Genomic DNA, 13,832 nt, shown 5'->3' with positions numbered 1-13,832 from the left:
CGGCGCGGTGGTACGCGCCGCCGGGACGTGCGGCGGGGCGGGGTGCGTGAGGCTGAGAGGATGCGCTGGTGAGCGATGAGGTGGAACCCGGTTCGGTACGGGTGCGGCTGGACCTTGCGTACGACGGCAGGGACTTCTCCGGCTGGGCGAAGCAGAACGAACGGCGCACGGTGCAGGGCGAGTTGGAGTCCGCCATCCGTACGGTGACCCGGTCGGCCAGGACGTACGACCTGACGGTCGCCGGACGCACCGACGCCGGGGTGCACGCCCGCGGCCAGGTCGCCCAGGTCGACCTCCCGCGCGAGGTGTGGGAGGAGCACCGCGGGATGCTGCTGCGACGGCTGTCCGGGCGGCTGCCCCAGGACGTCCGGGTGTGGCGGGTGGCCGAGGCGCCGCCGGGGTTCAACGCCCGGTTCTCGGCGATCTGGCGCCGGTACGCCTACCGGGTGAGCGACCGGCCCGGCGGGGTCGATCCGCTGCTGCGCGGGCATGTCCTCTGGCACGACCGGGAGCTGGACCTGCCCGCGATGAACGCCGCTTCGCAGGCGCTCATCGGGGAGCACGACTTCGCCGCGTACTGCAAGAAGCGCGAGGGCGCGACCACCATCCGCACCCTCCAGCAGCTGCTCTGGGAGCGCGGCACGGACGGGATCGTCACCGGGACCGTGCGGGCCGACGCCTTCTGCCACAACATGGTCCGCTCGCTGGTGGGCGCGCTTCTCGCGGTCGGTGACGGGCACCGGCCGGCCGAGTGGCCGGGGGAGGTGCTGGCCGCCGCGGTGCGCGATTCCTCGGTGCGCGTGGTGCGGCCACATGGTCTGACCCTGGAGGAAGTGGGCTACCCTGCCGACGAGTTGCTGGCCGCCAGGAGCCGTGAGGCACGTAATATGCGGACGCTGCCGGGGGCCGGCTGCTGCTGAGACGGGGCGGCCGGACGGGCCCCGGGACAGCGCACACCGGACGGCGCCACGCGCGGAGCGGACCGGACAGCGCACACCGCCGACGTACGGAGGAGACCCGATGCCCCAGCCCTCCGCGGCCGGACCCTTCCCCCCGGAACCGACCCCTCCGGAACCCACTCCTCAGAAAGCGCCATCCCGGGAAGCGCCATCTCAGGAGCCCGCCCCCCAGGAGCCGATCCCCCCGGAGTGGGGCGCGCTGCCGCTGACCGTGGTGATGCCGACGTACAACGAGGCTGCCAGCCTGCCGCGTACCGCCGACGCCGTGCTGTCGCTGCCGCTGCCCGGCCTCCAGCTGAAGGTGGTCGACGATGCCAGCCCCGACGGGACCGGCCGGCTGGCCGACGAGCTGGCCGCCGGTTACAACGCGGCGGGCGCCCCCGGAGCCCGGCCGCGGATGACCGTGCTGCACCGCACCGAAAAGGACGGCCTGGGGCGCGCCTACGCGGCCGGGATGCTGGCCGCGCTGGACGAGGGCGCCGAGTACGTCGTACAGATGGACGCCGACGGCAGCCACCCCGCCGCTGTCGTGCCGCAGCTGCTGGGCACCGCCCTGGCGACCGGCGCGGGCTTCGTCGTCGGCAGCCGGTATGTCGACGGCGGCTCGCTGGACGAGGACTGGGGGCTGCACCGGAAGGTCCTGTCGCGCTTCGCCAACCAGTACGCGCGCACCATCCTGGACACCCGGATCCGTGACATCACCGCCGGTTTCAACCTGTGGCGGGCGCGGACGCTGCGCGCGGTGGACCTGACGACGCTGGGCAGCGCCGGGTACGGCTTCCAGGTGGAGCTGAAGTTCCTTGCCGTACGCCGCGGTTACAACGGTGTGGAGATCCCGATCCGCTTCGAGGAGCGCACCGACGGGGTCTCCAAGATGGACCTGGCGACACAGGTCGAGTCCGCGCTGCTGCCGCTGCGGCTGAGGCTGCGGCACCGGGGCGGCGGCGCGGCCGGCTGAGTCCCGGGCGGGGGCGGGTTCAGCCCGCCGGGGCGGTGGCCGCCGCCGAGGCCTGGGCCTGGCCGCGCGCCACGATCTGCCGGAAGGTGAACTCCGCGACGTCGTCGCCCGCCGTGAAGACACTGGCGTCGGACTGGGTGACGTTCTTGCCGCTGGTGAAACCGCCGACCGTGAAGTAGGCGTAACGGCCGTAGGCGTTGGCGGTCCTGCGGCAGACCGAGCCGTTGCGGCAGAAGGTGGGCACACCCGCGCCGTTGAGCGAGGCTATACCGCCGGCCGACTGCTTCATCGCCTTCCGGGCCTGCGCTTCGGTGTCGAAGACCGCGACACCGATGGTGACCGCGATGCCTCCGGTGCTGAACGTCGCCCGGATGACCTGCCCGCAGCCGTTGCCCACCAGCACCGACCCGAGCGCACCCTGGGTGACCGACGCGCAGGCGGTGGTGCGGTGCGTGGCCGCCTTCCGGTACGTGTGGTCGCCGACCGCGATCGTCGGGCGGGGGAAGAGGGTGGCGGCGCTGAGCGGGGCGGTGTCCTTCTTCGAGCTGGAGATGAACTCCTTGGGGTCGGGCGGCGGAGCAGGGGCCTTCGGCGTGAAGGACGGCAGCGCCTCGCCGCTCCTGGTCGGCAGCGCCTCGGGGGAGGGGAGGTTCTTGCCCGACGTACCGGATCCGCCGCCCGCGGCGACGACCACGGCCGCGACGAGGGATCCCACCACGGCGGTCGCCACGACCCCGCCACCGATCAGCAGCAGTTTCCTGCGCCGGCCGCGCGCGGCGCTCTCGTCGGCCATCGCCGCCCAGTCGGGTGTTCCGCCGGGGGCCCCACCAGGAGCCCCGCCGGTCCCGCCGGGTGTCCGGCCGCCCGGGGCCTGCCACCCGCCGCCCGCGCCGTTGCCGGCGTTGCTGTTGTTGTCGGTGTTCCGCTGCGAATCCCCCGGCCCCCAGGAGGGCCCCCCTTGCCCGAAGCTCATGCCGCGCATACTAATCGCGCTCCGCCGGGCCCGAGCCCCCAGGGGCACCGGAATCCGGTTGCCCTCCTGGGGCGGCCGTGGGCGACAATCCGGTGCATGGGACATCTTGAAGCGGGCCATCTTGAGTACTACTTGCCGGACGGGCGGGTGCTGCTCGGTGATGCCTCGTTCCGGGTGGGCGACGGAGCGGTGGTGGCCCTGGTGGGGGCCAACGGCGCCGGGAAGACCACCCTGCTCAGGCTGATCGCGGGGGAGATCCAGCCGCACGGCGGGACCGTCTCGGTGAGCGGCGGTCTCGGCGTGATGCGGCAGTTCGTCGGCTCGGTCCGCGACGACCGTACCGTCCGTGACCTGCTCGTCTCGGTCGCGCAGCCGCGGATCCGGGAGGCCGCCCGCGCCGTGGACGCCGCCGAGCACCTGATCATGACCGTCGACGACGAGTCGGCGCAGATGTCGTACGCGCAGGCCCTGAGCGACTGGGCCGAGGCCCAGGGGTACGAGGCCGAGACCGTCTGGGACATGTGCACCATGGCGGCGCTCGGTGTCCCGTACGACAAGGCGCAGTTCCGCGAGGTGCGGACGCTCTCCGGCGGCGAGCAGAAGCGGCTGGTCCTGGAGGCGCTGCTCCGGGGGCCCGACGAGGTGCTGCTCCTCGACGAGCCTGACAACTACCTGGACGTACCGGGCAAGCGCTGGCTGGAGGAGCGGCTGAAGGAGACCCGTAAGACGGTGCTCTTCGTCTCCCACGACCGGGAGCTGCTGTCGCGGGCCGCCGAGAAGATCGTGAGTGTGGAGCCGGGCCCCGCGGGCTCCGACGTCTGGGTGCACGGCGCCGGGTTCGACACGTACCACGCGGCCCGCAAGGAGCGCTTCGCGCGGTTCGAGGAGCTCAAAAGGCGCTGGGACGAGGAGCACGCCCGGCTGAAGGCGCTGGTGCTGCGGCTGCGGAACCAGGCGGCGAGCAGCCCGGACATGGCATCGCGCTACCGGGCCATGCAGACCCGCTTCCAGAAGTTCGAGGAGGCAGGGCCGCCGCCCGAGCCGCCGCGGGAGCAGGAGATCAGCATGCGGCTGCGCGGCGGCCGTACCGGTGTACGGGCCGTGACCTGCGAGAACCTTGAGCTGACCGGGCTGATGAAGCCCTTCTCGCTGGAGATCTTCTACGGTGAGCGGGTAGCGGTACTCGGCTCCAACGGATCGGGCAAGTCCCACTTCCTGCGGCTGCTGGCCGGCGACGACGTCGCGCACACCGGCCAGTGGAAGCTGGGCGCCCGGGTCGTCCCCGGCCACTTCGCCCAGACCCACGCGCATCCGGAGCTGCTGGGCCGCACCCTCGTCGACATCCTGTGGACGCAGCACGCCAAGGACCGCGGGGCTGCCATGGGGGTGCTGCGCCGGTACGAGATGGAGCGCCAAGGTGACCAGCTCTTCGACCGGCTCTCCGGCGGCCAGCAGGCGCGCTTCCAGATCCTGCTCCTGGAGCTGGCCGGCACCACGGCGCTGCTCCTCGACGAGCCGACGGACAACCTGGACCTGGAGTCGGCCGAGGCGCTGCAGGACGGGCTGGAGGCGTACGAGGGAACGGTGCTGGCGGTCACCCACGACCGCTGGTTCGCGAAGTCCTTCGACCGGTATCTGGTCTTCGGCTCGGACGGCGTCGTCCGCGAGACGACCGAGCCGGTGTGGGACGAGCGGCGGGTGGAGCGGGTGCGGTAGCCGGACCAGCCGTTTTGACCCATCCGGGGCGGCGCGGGTAGTCTCGTGGACTGTTATACGTATCGGCTGCGTCGTTCTCATGCGAAGGGCCCTTACGTAAGTTCCCTGGAGCAGTTACCAGTGGCTCGCATACGGGCAGCGTCCCGGCACTGTGAGCCCCAGCTGCATGATCGCTTCAGCGGTGACATGTGTCTGGACCCCATCCACTGAAGAAGCGAAGGCTACGAAGTGCGTACGTACAGCCCCAAGCCCGGCGATGTCACTCGCCAGTGGCACATCATCGACGCGCAGGACATCGTCCTGGGCCGTCTGGCGACGACCGCCGCCACCCTCCTGCGGGGCAAGCACAAGGCGATCTACGCCCCGCACATGGACATGGGTGACTTCGTCATCATCATCAACGCCGAGAAGGTCCACCTCTCCGGCAACAAGAAGACCCAGAAGATGGCGTACCGCCACTCCGGCTTCCCGGGTGGTCTGCGTTCCGTCCGCTACGACGAGCTGCTCGAGAAGAGCCCCGAGAAGGCCATCGAGAAGGCCATCAAGGGCATGATCCCCAAGAACACCCTGGGCCGTCAGGTGCTCTCGAAGCTGAAGATCTACGCGGGAGACCAGCACCCGCACGCTGCCCAGCAGCCCGTCCCGTTCGAGATCACCCAGGTCGCGCAGTAACTCCGGCCACCACCTAAGACGTAAAGAAAGATCTGAGGAGAATCGTGGCCGAGACCACTGCAGAGAACCCCGTGGCGGGCACCGAGGGCGAAGAGACCTTCGCCGAGGTGACCACCTTCGAGTCCGAGGTTCCCGTCGAGGGCGAGTACACCAGCGAGTCCCTCGCGGGCCGCTTCGGTGACCCGCAGCCCGCGGCCGGCCTGGGCCGCCGCAAGAACGCCATCGCCCGCGTCCGGATCGTCCCGGGCACCGGCAAGTGGAAGATCAACGGTCGCACCCTTGAGGACTACTTCCCCAACAAGGTGCACCAGCAGGAAGTCAACGAGCCCTTCAAGGTGCTCGAACTCGACAACCGCTACGACGTCATCGCCCGCATCTCGGGCGGCGGCGTCTCCGGTCAGGCCGGCGCCCTGCGCCTCGGCGTGGCCCGCTCGCTGAACGAGGCGGACGTGGACAACAACCGCGCCACGCTGAAGAAGGCCGGCTTCCTCTCCCGCGACGACCGTGCGGTCGAGCGCAAGAAGGCCGGTCTCAAGAAGGCCCGTAAGGCCCCGCAGTACAGCAAGCGCTAAACACGGCTTGCAGGGCCGTATGCACGACCCTGTTCGTACGTTTCGCCCCGGCGGCACCTTCTGTGCTGCCGGGGCGTTCGTTTATCGGGTCCTCCGGCGTATAACGGCACAAGACGTTCACAGCGCTCAGAGACCTGGGTATTCGGAATTTCTCGGAGCATCTTTCGGAGGACAGCAGTGGGACGACTCTTCGGCACGGACGGTGTGCGCGGTGTCGCCAACGTGGACCTGACGGCGGAGCTCGCGCTCGGCCTCTCGGTCGCGGCGGCGCACGTACTCGCCGAGGCGGGCACATTCGAGGGCCATCGGCCGAAAGCGGTGGTCGGACGCGATCCGCGGGCGTCCGGGGAGTTCCTGGAGGCCGCCGTCGTGGCCGGCCTCGCGAGCGCGGGCGTGGACGTCCTGCGCGTCGGTGTGCTGCCCACCCCGGCGGTGGCGTATCTCACCGGTGCGCTGGGCGCCGACTTCGGCGTGATGCTCTCCGCCAGCCACAACGCCATGCCGGACAACGGCATCAAGTTCTTCGCGCGCGGCGGCCACAAGCTCGCCGACGAGCTGGAGGACCGCGTGGAGAAGGTCTACGACGAGCACCGCACCGGCGAGCCGTGGGAGCGCCCGACCGGCGCGGGCGTGGGCCGGGTCCGCACGTACGACCAGGGCTTCGACCAGTACGTCGCCCACCTCATCGGTGTCCTGCCCAACCGGCTCGACGGCCTCAAGGTCGTCCTGGACGAGGCGCACGGCGCGGCCTCCCGGGTCTCGCCCGAGGCGTTCGCCCGCGCCGGGGCCGAGGTCGTCACACTGGGCGCCGAGCCCGACGGGCTGAACATCAACGACGGCTGCGGCTCGACCCATCTGGCGCTGATCAAGGCCGCCGTGGTCGAACACGGCGCCGACTTCGGCATCGCGCACGACGGCGACGCCGACCGCTGCCTCGCCGTGGACGCGTCCGGCGAGGAGGTCGACGGCGACCAGATCCTCGCCGTCCTGGCCCTCGCCATGCGCGAGGCGGGCACCCTGCGGCGGAACACCGTGGTGGGCACCGTGATGTCCAACCTCGGCTTCAAGATGGCCATGGAACGCGAGGGCATCGAGCTGGTCCAGACGGCGGTCGGTGACCGCTACGTACTGGAGTCGATGAAGGAGCACGGTTACGCCCTGGGCGGCGAGCAGTCCGGCCATGTCATCGTCCTGGACCACGCGACGACCGGCGACGGCACCCTCACCGGACTGATGCTGGCCGCCCGGGTCGCGGCCACCGGCCGCACCCTGGCCGAGCTGGCCGGTGTGATGGCGCGGCTGCCGCAGGTCCTGGTCAATGTGCCGGACGTGGACAGGACCCGGGTCGCCACATCGGCGGAGCTGCGGGCGGCGGTGACCGAGGCCGAACACGAACTGGGCTCGACCGGCCGCGTACTGCTGCGCCCCTCCGGCACGGAGCCGCTGGTACGGGTCATGGTCGAGGCCGCGGACATCGACCAGGCGAAGACGGTGGCGGCCCGGCTGGCCGACGTGGTCAAGTCGGCGCTGGGTTAGGGCTGTCCGGCCGGCGCGTTGCGCGTACAGCGCGTGCGGCGTCGGAGACCTGCCGTACGCGCAGCGCAGGGCACGGCGGGGGGCCAGGTCAGGACCGACCCGGCCCCCGCGCCCGGTCGGCCCCGCCTCAGTGCTGTGCCTGGCGGCGGCGTACCGACAGCAGGGCCTTCTGCGCCAGCAGCGTCAGCGTGCCCGCGACCACGATCCCGCCCAGGTTCGCGAGCAGCTGGCTGGCCGAACCCCAGGTCTGGGCGTAGTCGCCGTAGGTGAACGCCACCGCGGCGTTGGCCGCCGCCGGTACCGTCGTCACGGAGATGGCCACCCCGATCAGCGCCCCCGACTTCGCCGAGGTGAGCGAGAGCGTCCCCGCGATGCCCGCGAGGAACGCCACCACGAAGGACAACCGGTCCGGCTGCCAGACGAACGACGTGTTCGGGCGGTCCGCCTCGATCATCCGCAGGGTGAAGAGCCCCAACTCGTCCATGGCCCAGGCGAACCCGGCCGTCAGCACCATCGCGATCGCGAACCCGCCGATCAGCGCCCCCAGCGACCGCCCCACCAGGCGCGGAGCCCGCTGTACGAGCGCCGTCGAGATCCCCGCCAGCGGCCCGAAATCGGGTCCCACCGCCATCGCGCCCACGATCAGGATCGCGTTGTCGAGCATCACACCGCAGGCGGCCAGCATCGTCGCCACGGACATGAACGCCACATAGGTGACGCTGAACGTGGACTCCTCCTCGGTCGCCTGGGTCAGCTCCTCCCACAGCACCGCGTCGGAGCCTTCACCGGGCGCCTGGGCCTCGGCCCGGTCGGCGTGCTCGGAGAGCGTCAGGTCGATGTTCTCGGCCGTGACCGAACCGGTCCGGTCGATGCCGAGCCCGCGCAGCGCGTCGATCAGCCCGTCGCCCGCCTCCCGTGCCACATCGCACAGCACCAGGTCACCCTGCGGATCGCGGGCCGCCCCCGGCATCACCACGAGATGGGTGGTGCCCACCGTCTCCCCGATGAGGTGCAGCACCTCGTCGGTACGGTCGGCGGGCACGATCAGACGCAGATGCAGCACGCGGGCTCTCCCGGCGGTTCAGAGTTTGCGCAGCGAGAGACGCTGGACCTTGTGGTCGGGGCCCTTGCGCACGACGAGAGTGGCACGGCTGCGCGTCGGCGCCACATTCTCCACCAGGTTGGGGTGGTTGATGGTCCGCCACATCGTGCGCGCGTAGTCCAGCGCCTCGTCCTCGGGAACCTGGGTGTACTTCCTGAAGTACGAGGAAGGGTCCTGGAACGCGGTCGCGCGCAGCTTCCTGAACCGGTTCAGGTACCAGCTCTCGATGTCCTCGGCGCGCGCGTCCACGTACACGGAGAAGTCGAAGTAGTCGGCGAGGCCGATCCGGGTGCGGCCGTCGCTGCCGGGGAGCGCGGGCTGCAGCACGTTCAGCCCCTCCACGATGAGGATGTCGGGCCGGCGCACCGTCAGCCGCTCGTCCGGCACGATGTCGTAGATCAGGTGGGAGTAGACCGGCGCGGTGACCTCGTCCCTGCCGGACTTCACGTCGGCGACGAACCGGGTGAGGGCCCGGCGGTCGTACGACTCGGGGAAGCCCTTGCGGCCCGTGAGGCCGCGCCGCTTCAACTCCTCCATCGGATACAGGAATCCGTCGGTGGTGACCAGCTCGACGCGCGGATGCTCGGGCCAGCGGGCGAGCAGCGCCTGCAGCAGTCGGGCCACGGTGGACTTGCCCACGGCGACGCTCCCGGCGACCCCTATGACGAAGGGGGTGCCGTGCTGTGTGCCGTGGCCGTTGCCCGCGTCGCCCAGGAAGGTGTTGAGCGCCCCGCGCAGCCCGTCCGACGCCTGGACGTAGAGGTTGAGCAGCCGGGACAGCGGGAGATAGATGTCGCGCACCTCGTCGAGGTCTATGACGTCACCGAGTCCGCGGAGCTGCTCCACCTCGTCGGCGGTGAGCGGCAGCGGGGTCTTCTCCCGCAGGGCGCTCCACTCGGTACGGGTGAGGTCGACGTAGGGAGTCGCCTCCGGCCTGGGCCGGTGGGCGCTCCGCGGCGGCGGGGAGACCGGAGAGATCACCCGTTCATTGTGACGGCTGTGTGACACCACCGGCGGGTGGGGTGTGTCACTCGGGGGCTCCTGGGTGCGGGAGGGCCGGCCGCTGCGGGCTCTGCGGGCGGCTCCGCCGTAGGCTGCCGGGATGTGCGGAATCGTGGGGTACGTCGGCGGGCAGTCGGCGCTTGATGTGGTCGTCGCGGGTCTCAAGCGGCTGGAGTACCGGGGCTACGACTCGGCCGGCGCCGCGGTGCTCGCCGACGGCGGGCTGGCGGCCGCGAAGAAGGCGGGGAAGCTCGCCCATCTGGAGAAGGAGCTGGCCGAGCGGCCCCTGCCCACCGGAGGGACGGGAATCGGGCACACCCGCTGGGCCACCCACGGGGCGCCCGACGACGTGAACGCGCACCCGCATCTGGACAACGCCGGCCGGGTGGCCGTCGTCCACAACGGCATCATCGAGAACTTCGCCGCACTGCGCACCGAACTGACCGGACGCGGACATGACTTGGCGTCCGGGACGGACACGGAGGTCACGGCGCATCTGCTGGCCGAGGCGTACTCCTCGTGCGGGGACCTGGCGGAGGCGATGCGGCAGGTGTGCCGCCGGCTGGTCGGGGCGTTCACCCTGGTCGCGGTCCACGCGGACGAACCGGATCTGGTGGTCGGGGCGCGGCGGAACTCACCGCTGGTGGTGGGCGTTGGAGAGGGTGAGTCCTTCCTCGCTTCGGACGTGGCCGCGTTCATCGCCCATACGCGGTCCGCGATCGAGCTGGGCCAGGACCAGGTGGTGGAGCTCCGCCGGGACGGAGTGCTCGTCACCGACTTCGACGGGGCACCGGCCGACGTCGTCCGTCCGTACCCCGTCGACTGGGACGTCTCGGCAGCGGAAAAGGGGGGTTATGGCTCTTTCATGCTCAAGGAGATCGCCGAGCAGCCGAAGGCTGTCGCCGACACCCTGCTGGGGCGTATCGATACCGGCGGGCTGCTGACGCTCGACGAGGTACGGATTCCCGCCGCGGTCCTGCGCGAGGTCAACAAGGTGGTCATTGTCGCCTGCGGGACCGCGTTCCACGCGGGGATGATCGCCAAGTACGCCATCGAGCACTGGACCCGGATCCCCTGCGAGACCGAGCTCGCCAGCGAGTTCCGCTACCGGGACCCGATCCTCGACCAGCAGACACTGGTGATCGCCATCTCGCAGTCCGGCGAGACCATGGACACCCTGATGGCGTTGCGCCACGCCCGCGAGCAGGGCGCCAAGGCGCTGGCCATCTGCAACACCAACGGGTCGACCATCCCGCGGGAATCGGACGCGGTGCTCTATACGCACGCCGGGCCGGAGGTGGCCGTCGCTTCGACCAAGGCCTTTCTGACGCAGCTGGTGGCCTGTTATCTCGTCGCGCTCTATCTGGGCCAGGTGCGCGGTACGAAGTGGGCGGACGAGATCCGGGCCGTCATCCGTGAGCTGTCCGCCGTCTCCCGCCAGGTCGAGCGGGTGCTGGAAACCATGGAGCCGGTAAGGGAGTTGGCGCGGTCGCTCGCGGACAAGGACACCGTGCTGTTCCTCGGCCGGCATGTGGGGTATCCGGTCGCGCTGGAGGGCGCGCTGAAGCTCAAGGAACTCGCCTATATGCATGCGGAGGGGTTCGCGGCGGGCGAGCTCAAGCACGGTCCCATCGCTCTGGTCGAGGAGGACCTGCCGGTGGTCGTCGTGGTGCCATCGCCGCAGGGGCGGTCGGTCCTGCACGGGAAGATGGTCTCGAACATCCAGGAGATCCGGGCACGCGGTGCGCGGACCATCGTCATCGCCGAGGAGGGGGACGAGGCCGTCGTGCCGTACGCCGACCACCTGATCCGGATCCCGGCCACGCCCACCCTGCTGCAGCCCCTGGTCGCCGCCGTTCCGCTGCAGGTCTTCGCCTGCGAACTGGCGACCGCGCGGGGCAACGAGGTCGACCAGCCGCGCAACCTCGCGAAGTCGGTGACGGTCGAGTGAGTCGGGTGAGCTGGGTGGGCTGGGTGAGTCGGGTGAGTCGGGTGGATCGGGTGAGTCGGGTGGATCGGGTGAGAGGTGGCTGGTGATGGGGCGGTTGGTAATGGGGTGGCTGGTGAGGGGGTGGTCGGCCGTGGAGCGATTGGCGCGACTGGTGGTGGCCCGGCCGGTGGTGGTCCGGTGATCGTCGGGGTCGGGATCGATGTCGCGGAGATCGAACGGTTCGCCGCAGCGCTGGAACGGACCCCGGAGATGGCCCAACGGCTCTTCCTGCCCGAGGAGTTGCGGCTCCCCGGTGGGGAGCGGCGGGGAATCGCCTCGCTGGCCGCCCGGTTCGCTGCCAAGGAGGCGCTGGCCAAGGCGCTCGGCGCACCCGGGGGGCTGCGCTGGACGGATGCCGAGGTGTTCGTGGAGGAGGGGGGCCGCCCCCGGCTGCGGGTGACCGGCACGGTAGCGGCGCGCGCCGCCGAACTGGGCGTGCAGTCATGGCATGTCTCGGTCAGCCATGACGCGGGGGTGGCCTCGGCGGTCGTGATCGCGGAGGGGTGAGGGGTGAGGGGGCCGCGTGGGGTGAGGGGTTCGCAGGGGTGGGGCGAGCTGCATGGGGCGAGCCGCATGGGGTGATCGTCAGGGGGAAGTTGTCGTGCGTGTGGGGCCGGATGCAGGCGGCCCTGCGTACGGGGCCTCTGTGCGGGTGCGGGTGCGGGCGGGAGGGCGTGCGGCCGGGTGAGGTCGGCGTGGCGTGGGCCGCGGGCGGTTGAGAGCGGCGGGGCGACAGTGGAGGGTTGAGACATGCGTACTGCCTACAGCGTGGAAACCGTACGGACCGCCGAGCGCGAACTGATGGCGAGGCTGCCCGAAGGGGCCCTCATGCAGCGGGCCGCAGCCGGGCTCGCCGCCGCCTGCGCGGATCTGCTGGGGAAGGTGTACGGCGCCCGGATCGTCCTGCTCGTCGGGAGCGGGGACAACGGCGGGGACGCCCTGTACGCGGGCGCACGGCTGGCCCGGCGCGGCGCCGGGGTGGCGGCGGTGCTGCTGGCCCCCGACCGCGCCCACCAGGGCGGCCTGCGGGCACTGCTCGCGGCCGGCGGACGGGTCGACGACGTCTCGGTGGTCGGCCGGGCCGACCTGGTGATCGACGGGATCACCGGTATCGGCGGCCGGGGCGGGCTGCGGCCCGACGCGGTGGCCGCGCTCTGGGCGGTGTCCGACGCGGTGCCGGTGGTCTCCGTGGACCTGCCCAGCGGGGTGTCCGCCGACACGGGTGAGGTCGTCGGCGAGGCTGTACGGGCGGATGCGACCGTGACGTTCGGCGCGTACAAGCCCGCGCTGCTCATCGATCCGGCCGCCGAGTACGCCGGGGCCCTGCGCCTCGTGGACATCGGGCTCGACCTGCCCGTCGTACCGGACCTGGAGTCCCTGCAGTACGCGGATGTGGCGGAGCTGCTGCCGGTGCCGTCGACGGAAAGCGACAAGTACCGGCGGGGCGTCGTCGGCATCGTCGCCGGGTCGGCGCGCTATCCGGGAGCGGCCGTGCTGGCCGTGGCGGGTGCGCTGCGGGGCGGCGCGGGGGCGGTGCGGTATGTCGGGCCCGCGGCCGACGCGGTGATCGACCGGTTCCCGGAGACGCTGGTGCACGCGGGGCCGCCGTCGAAGGCGGGACGTGTCCAGGCGTGGGTCGTGGGACCCGGCCTCGGGGACGACACGTCGGTGGTCGGTGACCTGCTGGCATCGGACGTACCGGTACTGGTGGACGCGGACGGGCTGCGGCATCTGGACGCCCCGGCCGTACGGGCCCGGTCGGCGCCCACGCTGATCACTCCGCACGCGGGCGAGGCGGCCGCCCTGCTCGACGTGTCACGCGAGGAGGTCGAGGGGGCGCGGCTCACGTCGGCACGGGCACTGGCTTCGCGCTACGGGGCGACCGTCCTGCTCAAGGGTTCGACCACCCTCGTCGCGGCCCCCTCCGGCGACACACCGGTCCGGGTGAACCCGACCGGCACGCCCTGGCTGGCCACGGCGGGCAGCGGTGATGTGCTGTCGGGCCTGGCGGGATCGCTGCTCGCGGCCGGACTGGACGCCCGGGACGCGGGCTCCGTCGCGGCCTATCTGCACGGCCTGGCGGCACGCCGCTCTTCCGGCGGGGCCGCCGTGGTCGCCCAGGACGTGGCCGACGGGATCGCGGGGGCCTGGCGGGACGTCTGCGGGTGAGGGGTGAGGGGTGAGGGGTGAGGGGTGAGGGGTGAGGGGTGAGGGCGCCTGTCTCTCCCCCGTCCCCGCCTTGTCATTACCGTGCTGTCCGTCCAGCGCCGTCCGTTCCGTTCGGTTTCGCTTTCCCCTCGATTCGCTGCGTCCGGAAGGCTGCCCGCCCCCGTGTGCCGGGTGATTCGTCCC

12 protein-coding genes are annotated in these 13,832 nt (G+C 71.4%); 9 read left to right on the top strand and 3 right to left on the bottom strand.

The window, feature by feature from the left end; translation table 11 throughout:
• Positions 1-68: 68 nt before the first annotated feature.
• A complete protein-coding gene (gene truA / locus ACWGKJ_RS01755) occupies positions 69-920 on the top strand; it encodes a tRNA pseudouridine(38-40) synthase TruA (protein WP_385022272.1) in 852 nt (283 codons plus the stop codon).
• Between the two features lie 256 nt (positions 921-1,176).
• Positions 1,177-1,917 (top strand): polyprenol monophosphomannose synthase, encoded by a 741-nt coding sequence (locus tag ACWGKJ_RS01750; RefSeq protein WP_385022276.1) that lies wholly within the window; start codon positions 1,177-1,179, stop codon positions 1,915-1,917.
• A gap of 19 nt (positions 1,918-1,936) precedes the next feature.
• Here the strand turns inward: ACWGKJ_RS01750 and ACWGKJ_RS01745 are convergent, their stop codons facing one another.
• Positions 1,937-2,890, bottom strand: coding sequence for a hypothetical protein (locus ACWGKJ_RS01745; RefSeq protein ID WP_385022279.1), 954 nt, complete (start codon positions 2,888-2,890; stop codon positions 1,937-1,939).
• A gap of 96 nt (positions 2,891-2,986) precedes the next feature.
• Between ACWGKJ_RS01745 and ACWGKJ_RS01740 the strand changes: the two genes are divergently transcribed.
• The 4 genes from ACWGKJ_RS01740 to glmM all read left to right on the top strand — a co-directional run bounded on the left by ACWGKJ_RS01740 (position 2,987) and on the right by glmM (position 7,386).
• Positions 2,987-4,606: an ABC-F family ATP-binding cassette domain-containing protein gene (locus tag ACWGKJ_RS01740; RefSeq protein ID WP_385022282.1), complete on the top strand. Its 1,620-nt coding sequence runs from the start codon at positions 2,987-2,989 to the stop codon at positions 4,604-4,606.
• A gap of 228 nt (positions 4,607-4,834) precedes the next feature.
• Positions 4,835-5,278, top strand: coding sequence for a 50S ribosomal protein L13 (gene rplM / locus ACWGKJ_RS01735; RefSeq protein WP_385022285.1), 444 nt, complete (start codon positions 4,835-4,837; stop codon positions 5,276-5,278).
• Positions 5,279-5,322: 44 nt separating this feature from the next.
• A complete protein-coding gene (gene rpsI, locus ACWGKJ_RS01730) occupies positions 5,323-5,850 on the top strand; it encodes a 30S ribosomal protein S9 (protein WP_385022288.1) in 528 nt (175 codons plus the stop codon).
• Positions 5,851-6,027: 177 nt separating this feature from the next.
• Positions 6,028-7,386, top strand: a complete 1,359-nt coding sequence (glmM, locus tag ACWGKJ_RS01725; RefSeq protein ID WP_385022291.1) for a phosphoglucosamine mutase — start codon at positions 6,028-6,030, stop codon at positions 7,384-7,386.
• Between the two features lie 127 nt (positions 7,387-7,513).
• Here glmM and ACWGKJ_RS01720 read toward each other — a convergent pair whose 3' ends face one another.
• On the bottom strand, positions 7,514-8,449 hold the full coding sequence (locus ACWGKJ_RS01720) for a DUF389 domain-containing protein (RefSeq protein WP_385022294.1): 936 nt from the start codon (positions 8,447-8,449) through the stop codon (positions 7,514-7,516).
• Positions 8,450-8,467: 18 nt separating this feature from the next.
• Positions 8,468-9,469 carry a type I pantothenate kinase gene (gene coaA, locus ACWGKJ_RS01715; protein WP_385022297.1) on the bottom strand — a complete coding sequence of 334 codons (1,002 nt, stop codon included), beginning with the start codon at positions 9,467-9,469 and terminating at the stop codon, positions 8,468-8,470.
• 121 nt (positions 9,470-9,590) lie between these two features.
• On the opposite strand from coaA, the gene glmS reads away from it, so the two are divergent.
• The 3 genes from glmS (at position 9,591) to ACWGKJ_RS01700 (ending at position 13,649) form a co-directional block, all read left to right on the top strand.
• Entirely contained in the window at positions 9,591-11,441 is a 1,851-nt protein-coding gene (glmS, locus tag ACWGKJ_RS01710) for a glutamine--fructose-6-phosphate transaminase (isomerizing) (RefSeq protein ID WP_385022300.1), read from the top strand.
• Positions 11,442-11,618: 177 nt separating this feature from the next.
• On the top strand, positions 11,619-11,987 hold the full coding sequence (locus tag ACWGKJ_RS01705) for a holo-ACP synthase (RefSeq protein ID WP_385022304.1): 369 nt from the start codon (positions 11,619-11,621) through the stop codon (positions 11,985-11,987).
• 243 nt (positions 11,988-12,230) lie between these two features.
• Entirely contained in the window at positions 12,231-13,649 is a 1,419-nt protein-coding gene (locus ACWGKJ_RS01700; protein ID WP_385022307.1) for an NAD(P)H-hydrate dehydratase, read from the top strand.
• Positions 13,650-13,832 lie beyond the last annotated feature (183 nt).

This window comes from Streptomyces sp. NPDC054757 (assembly GCF_053612185.1).
The sequence above is the reverse complement of the archived record's forward strand: the minus strand, read 5'-3'. Positions and strand labels throughout refer to the sequence as shown.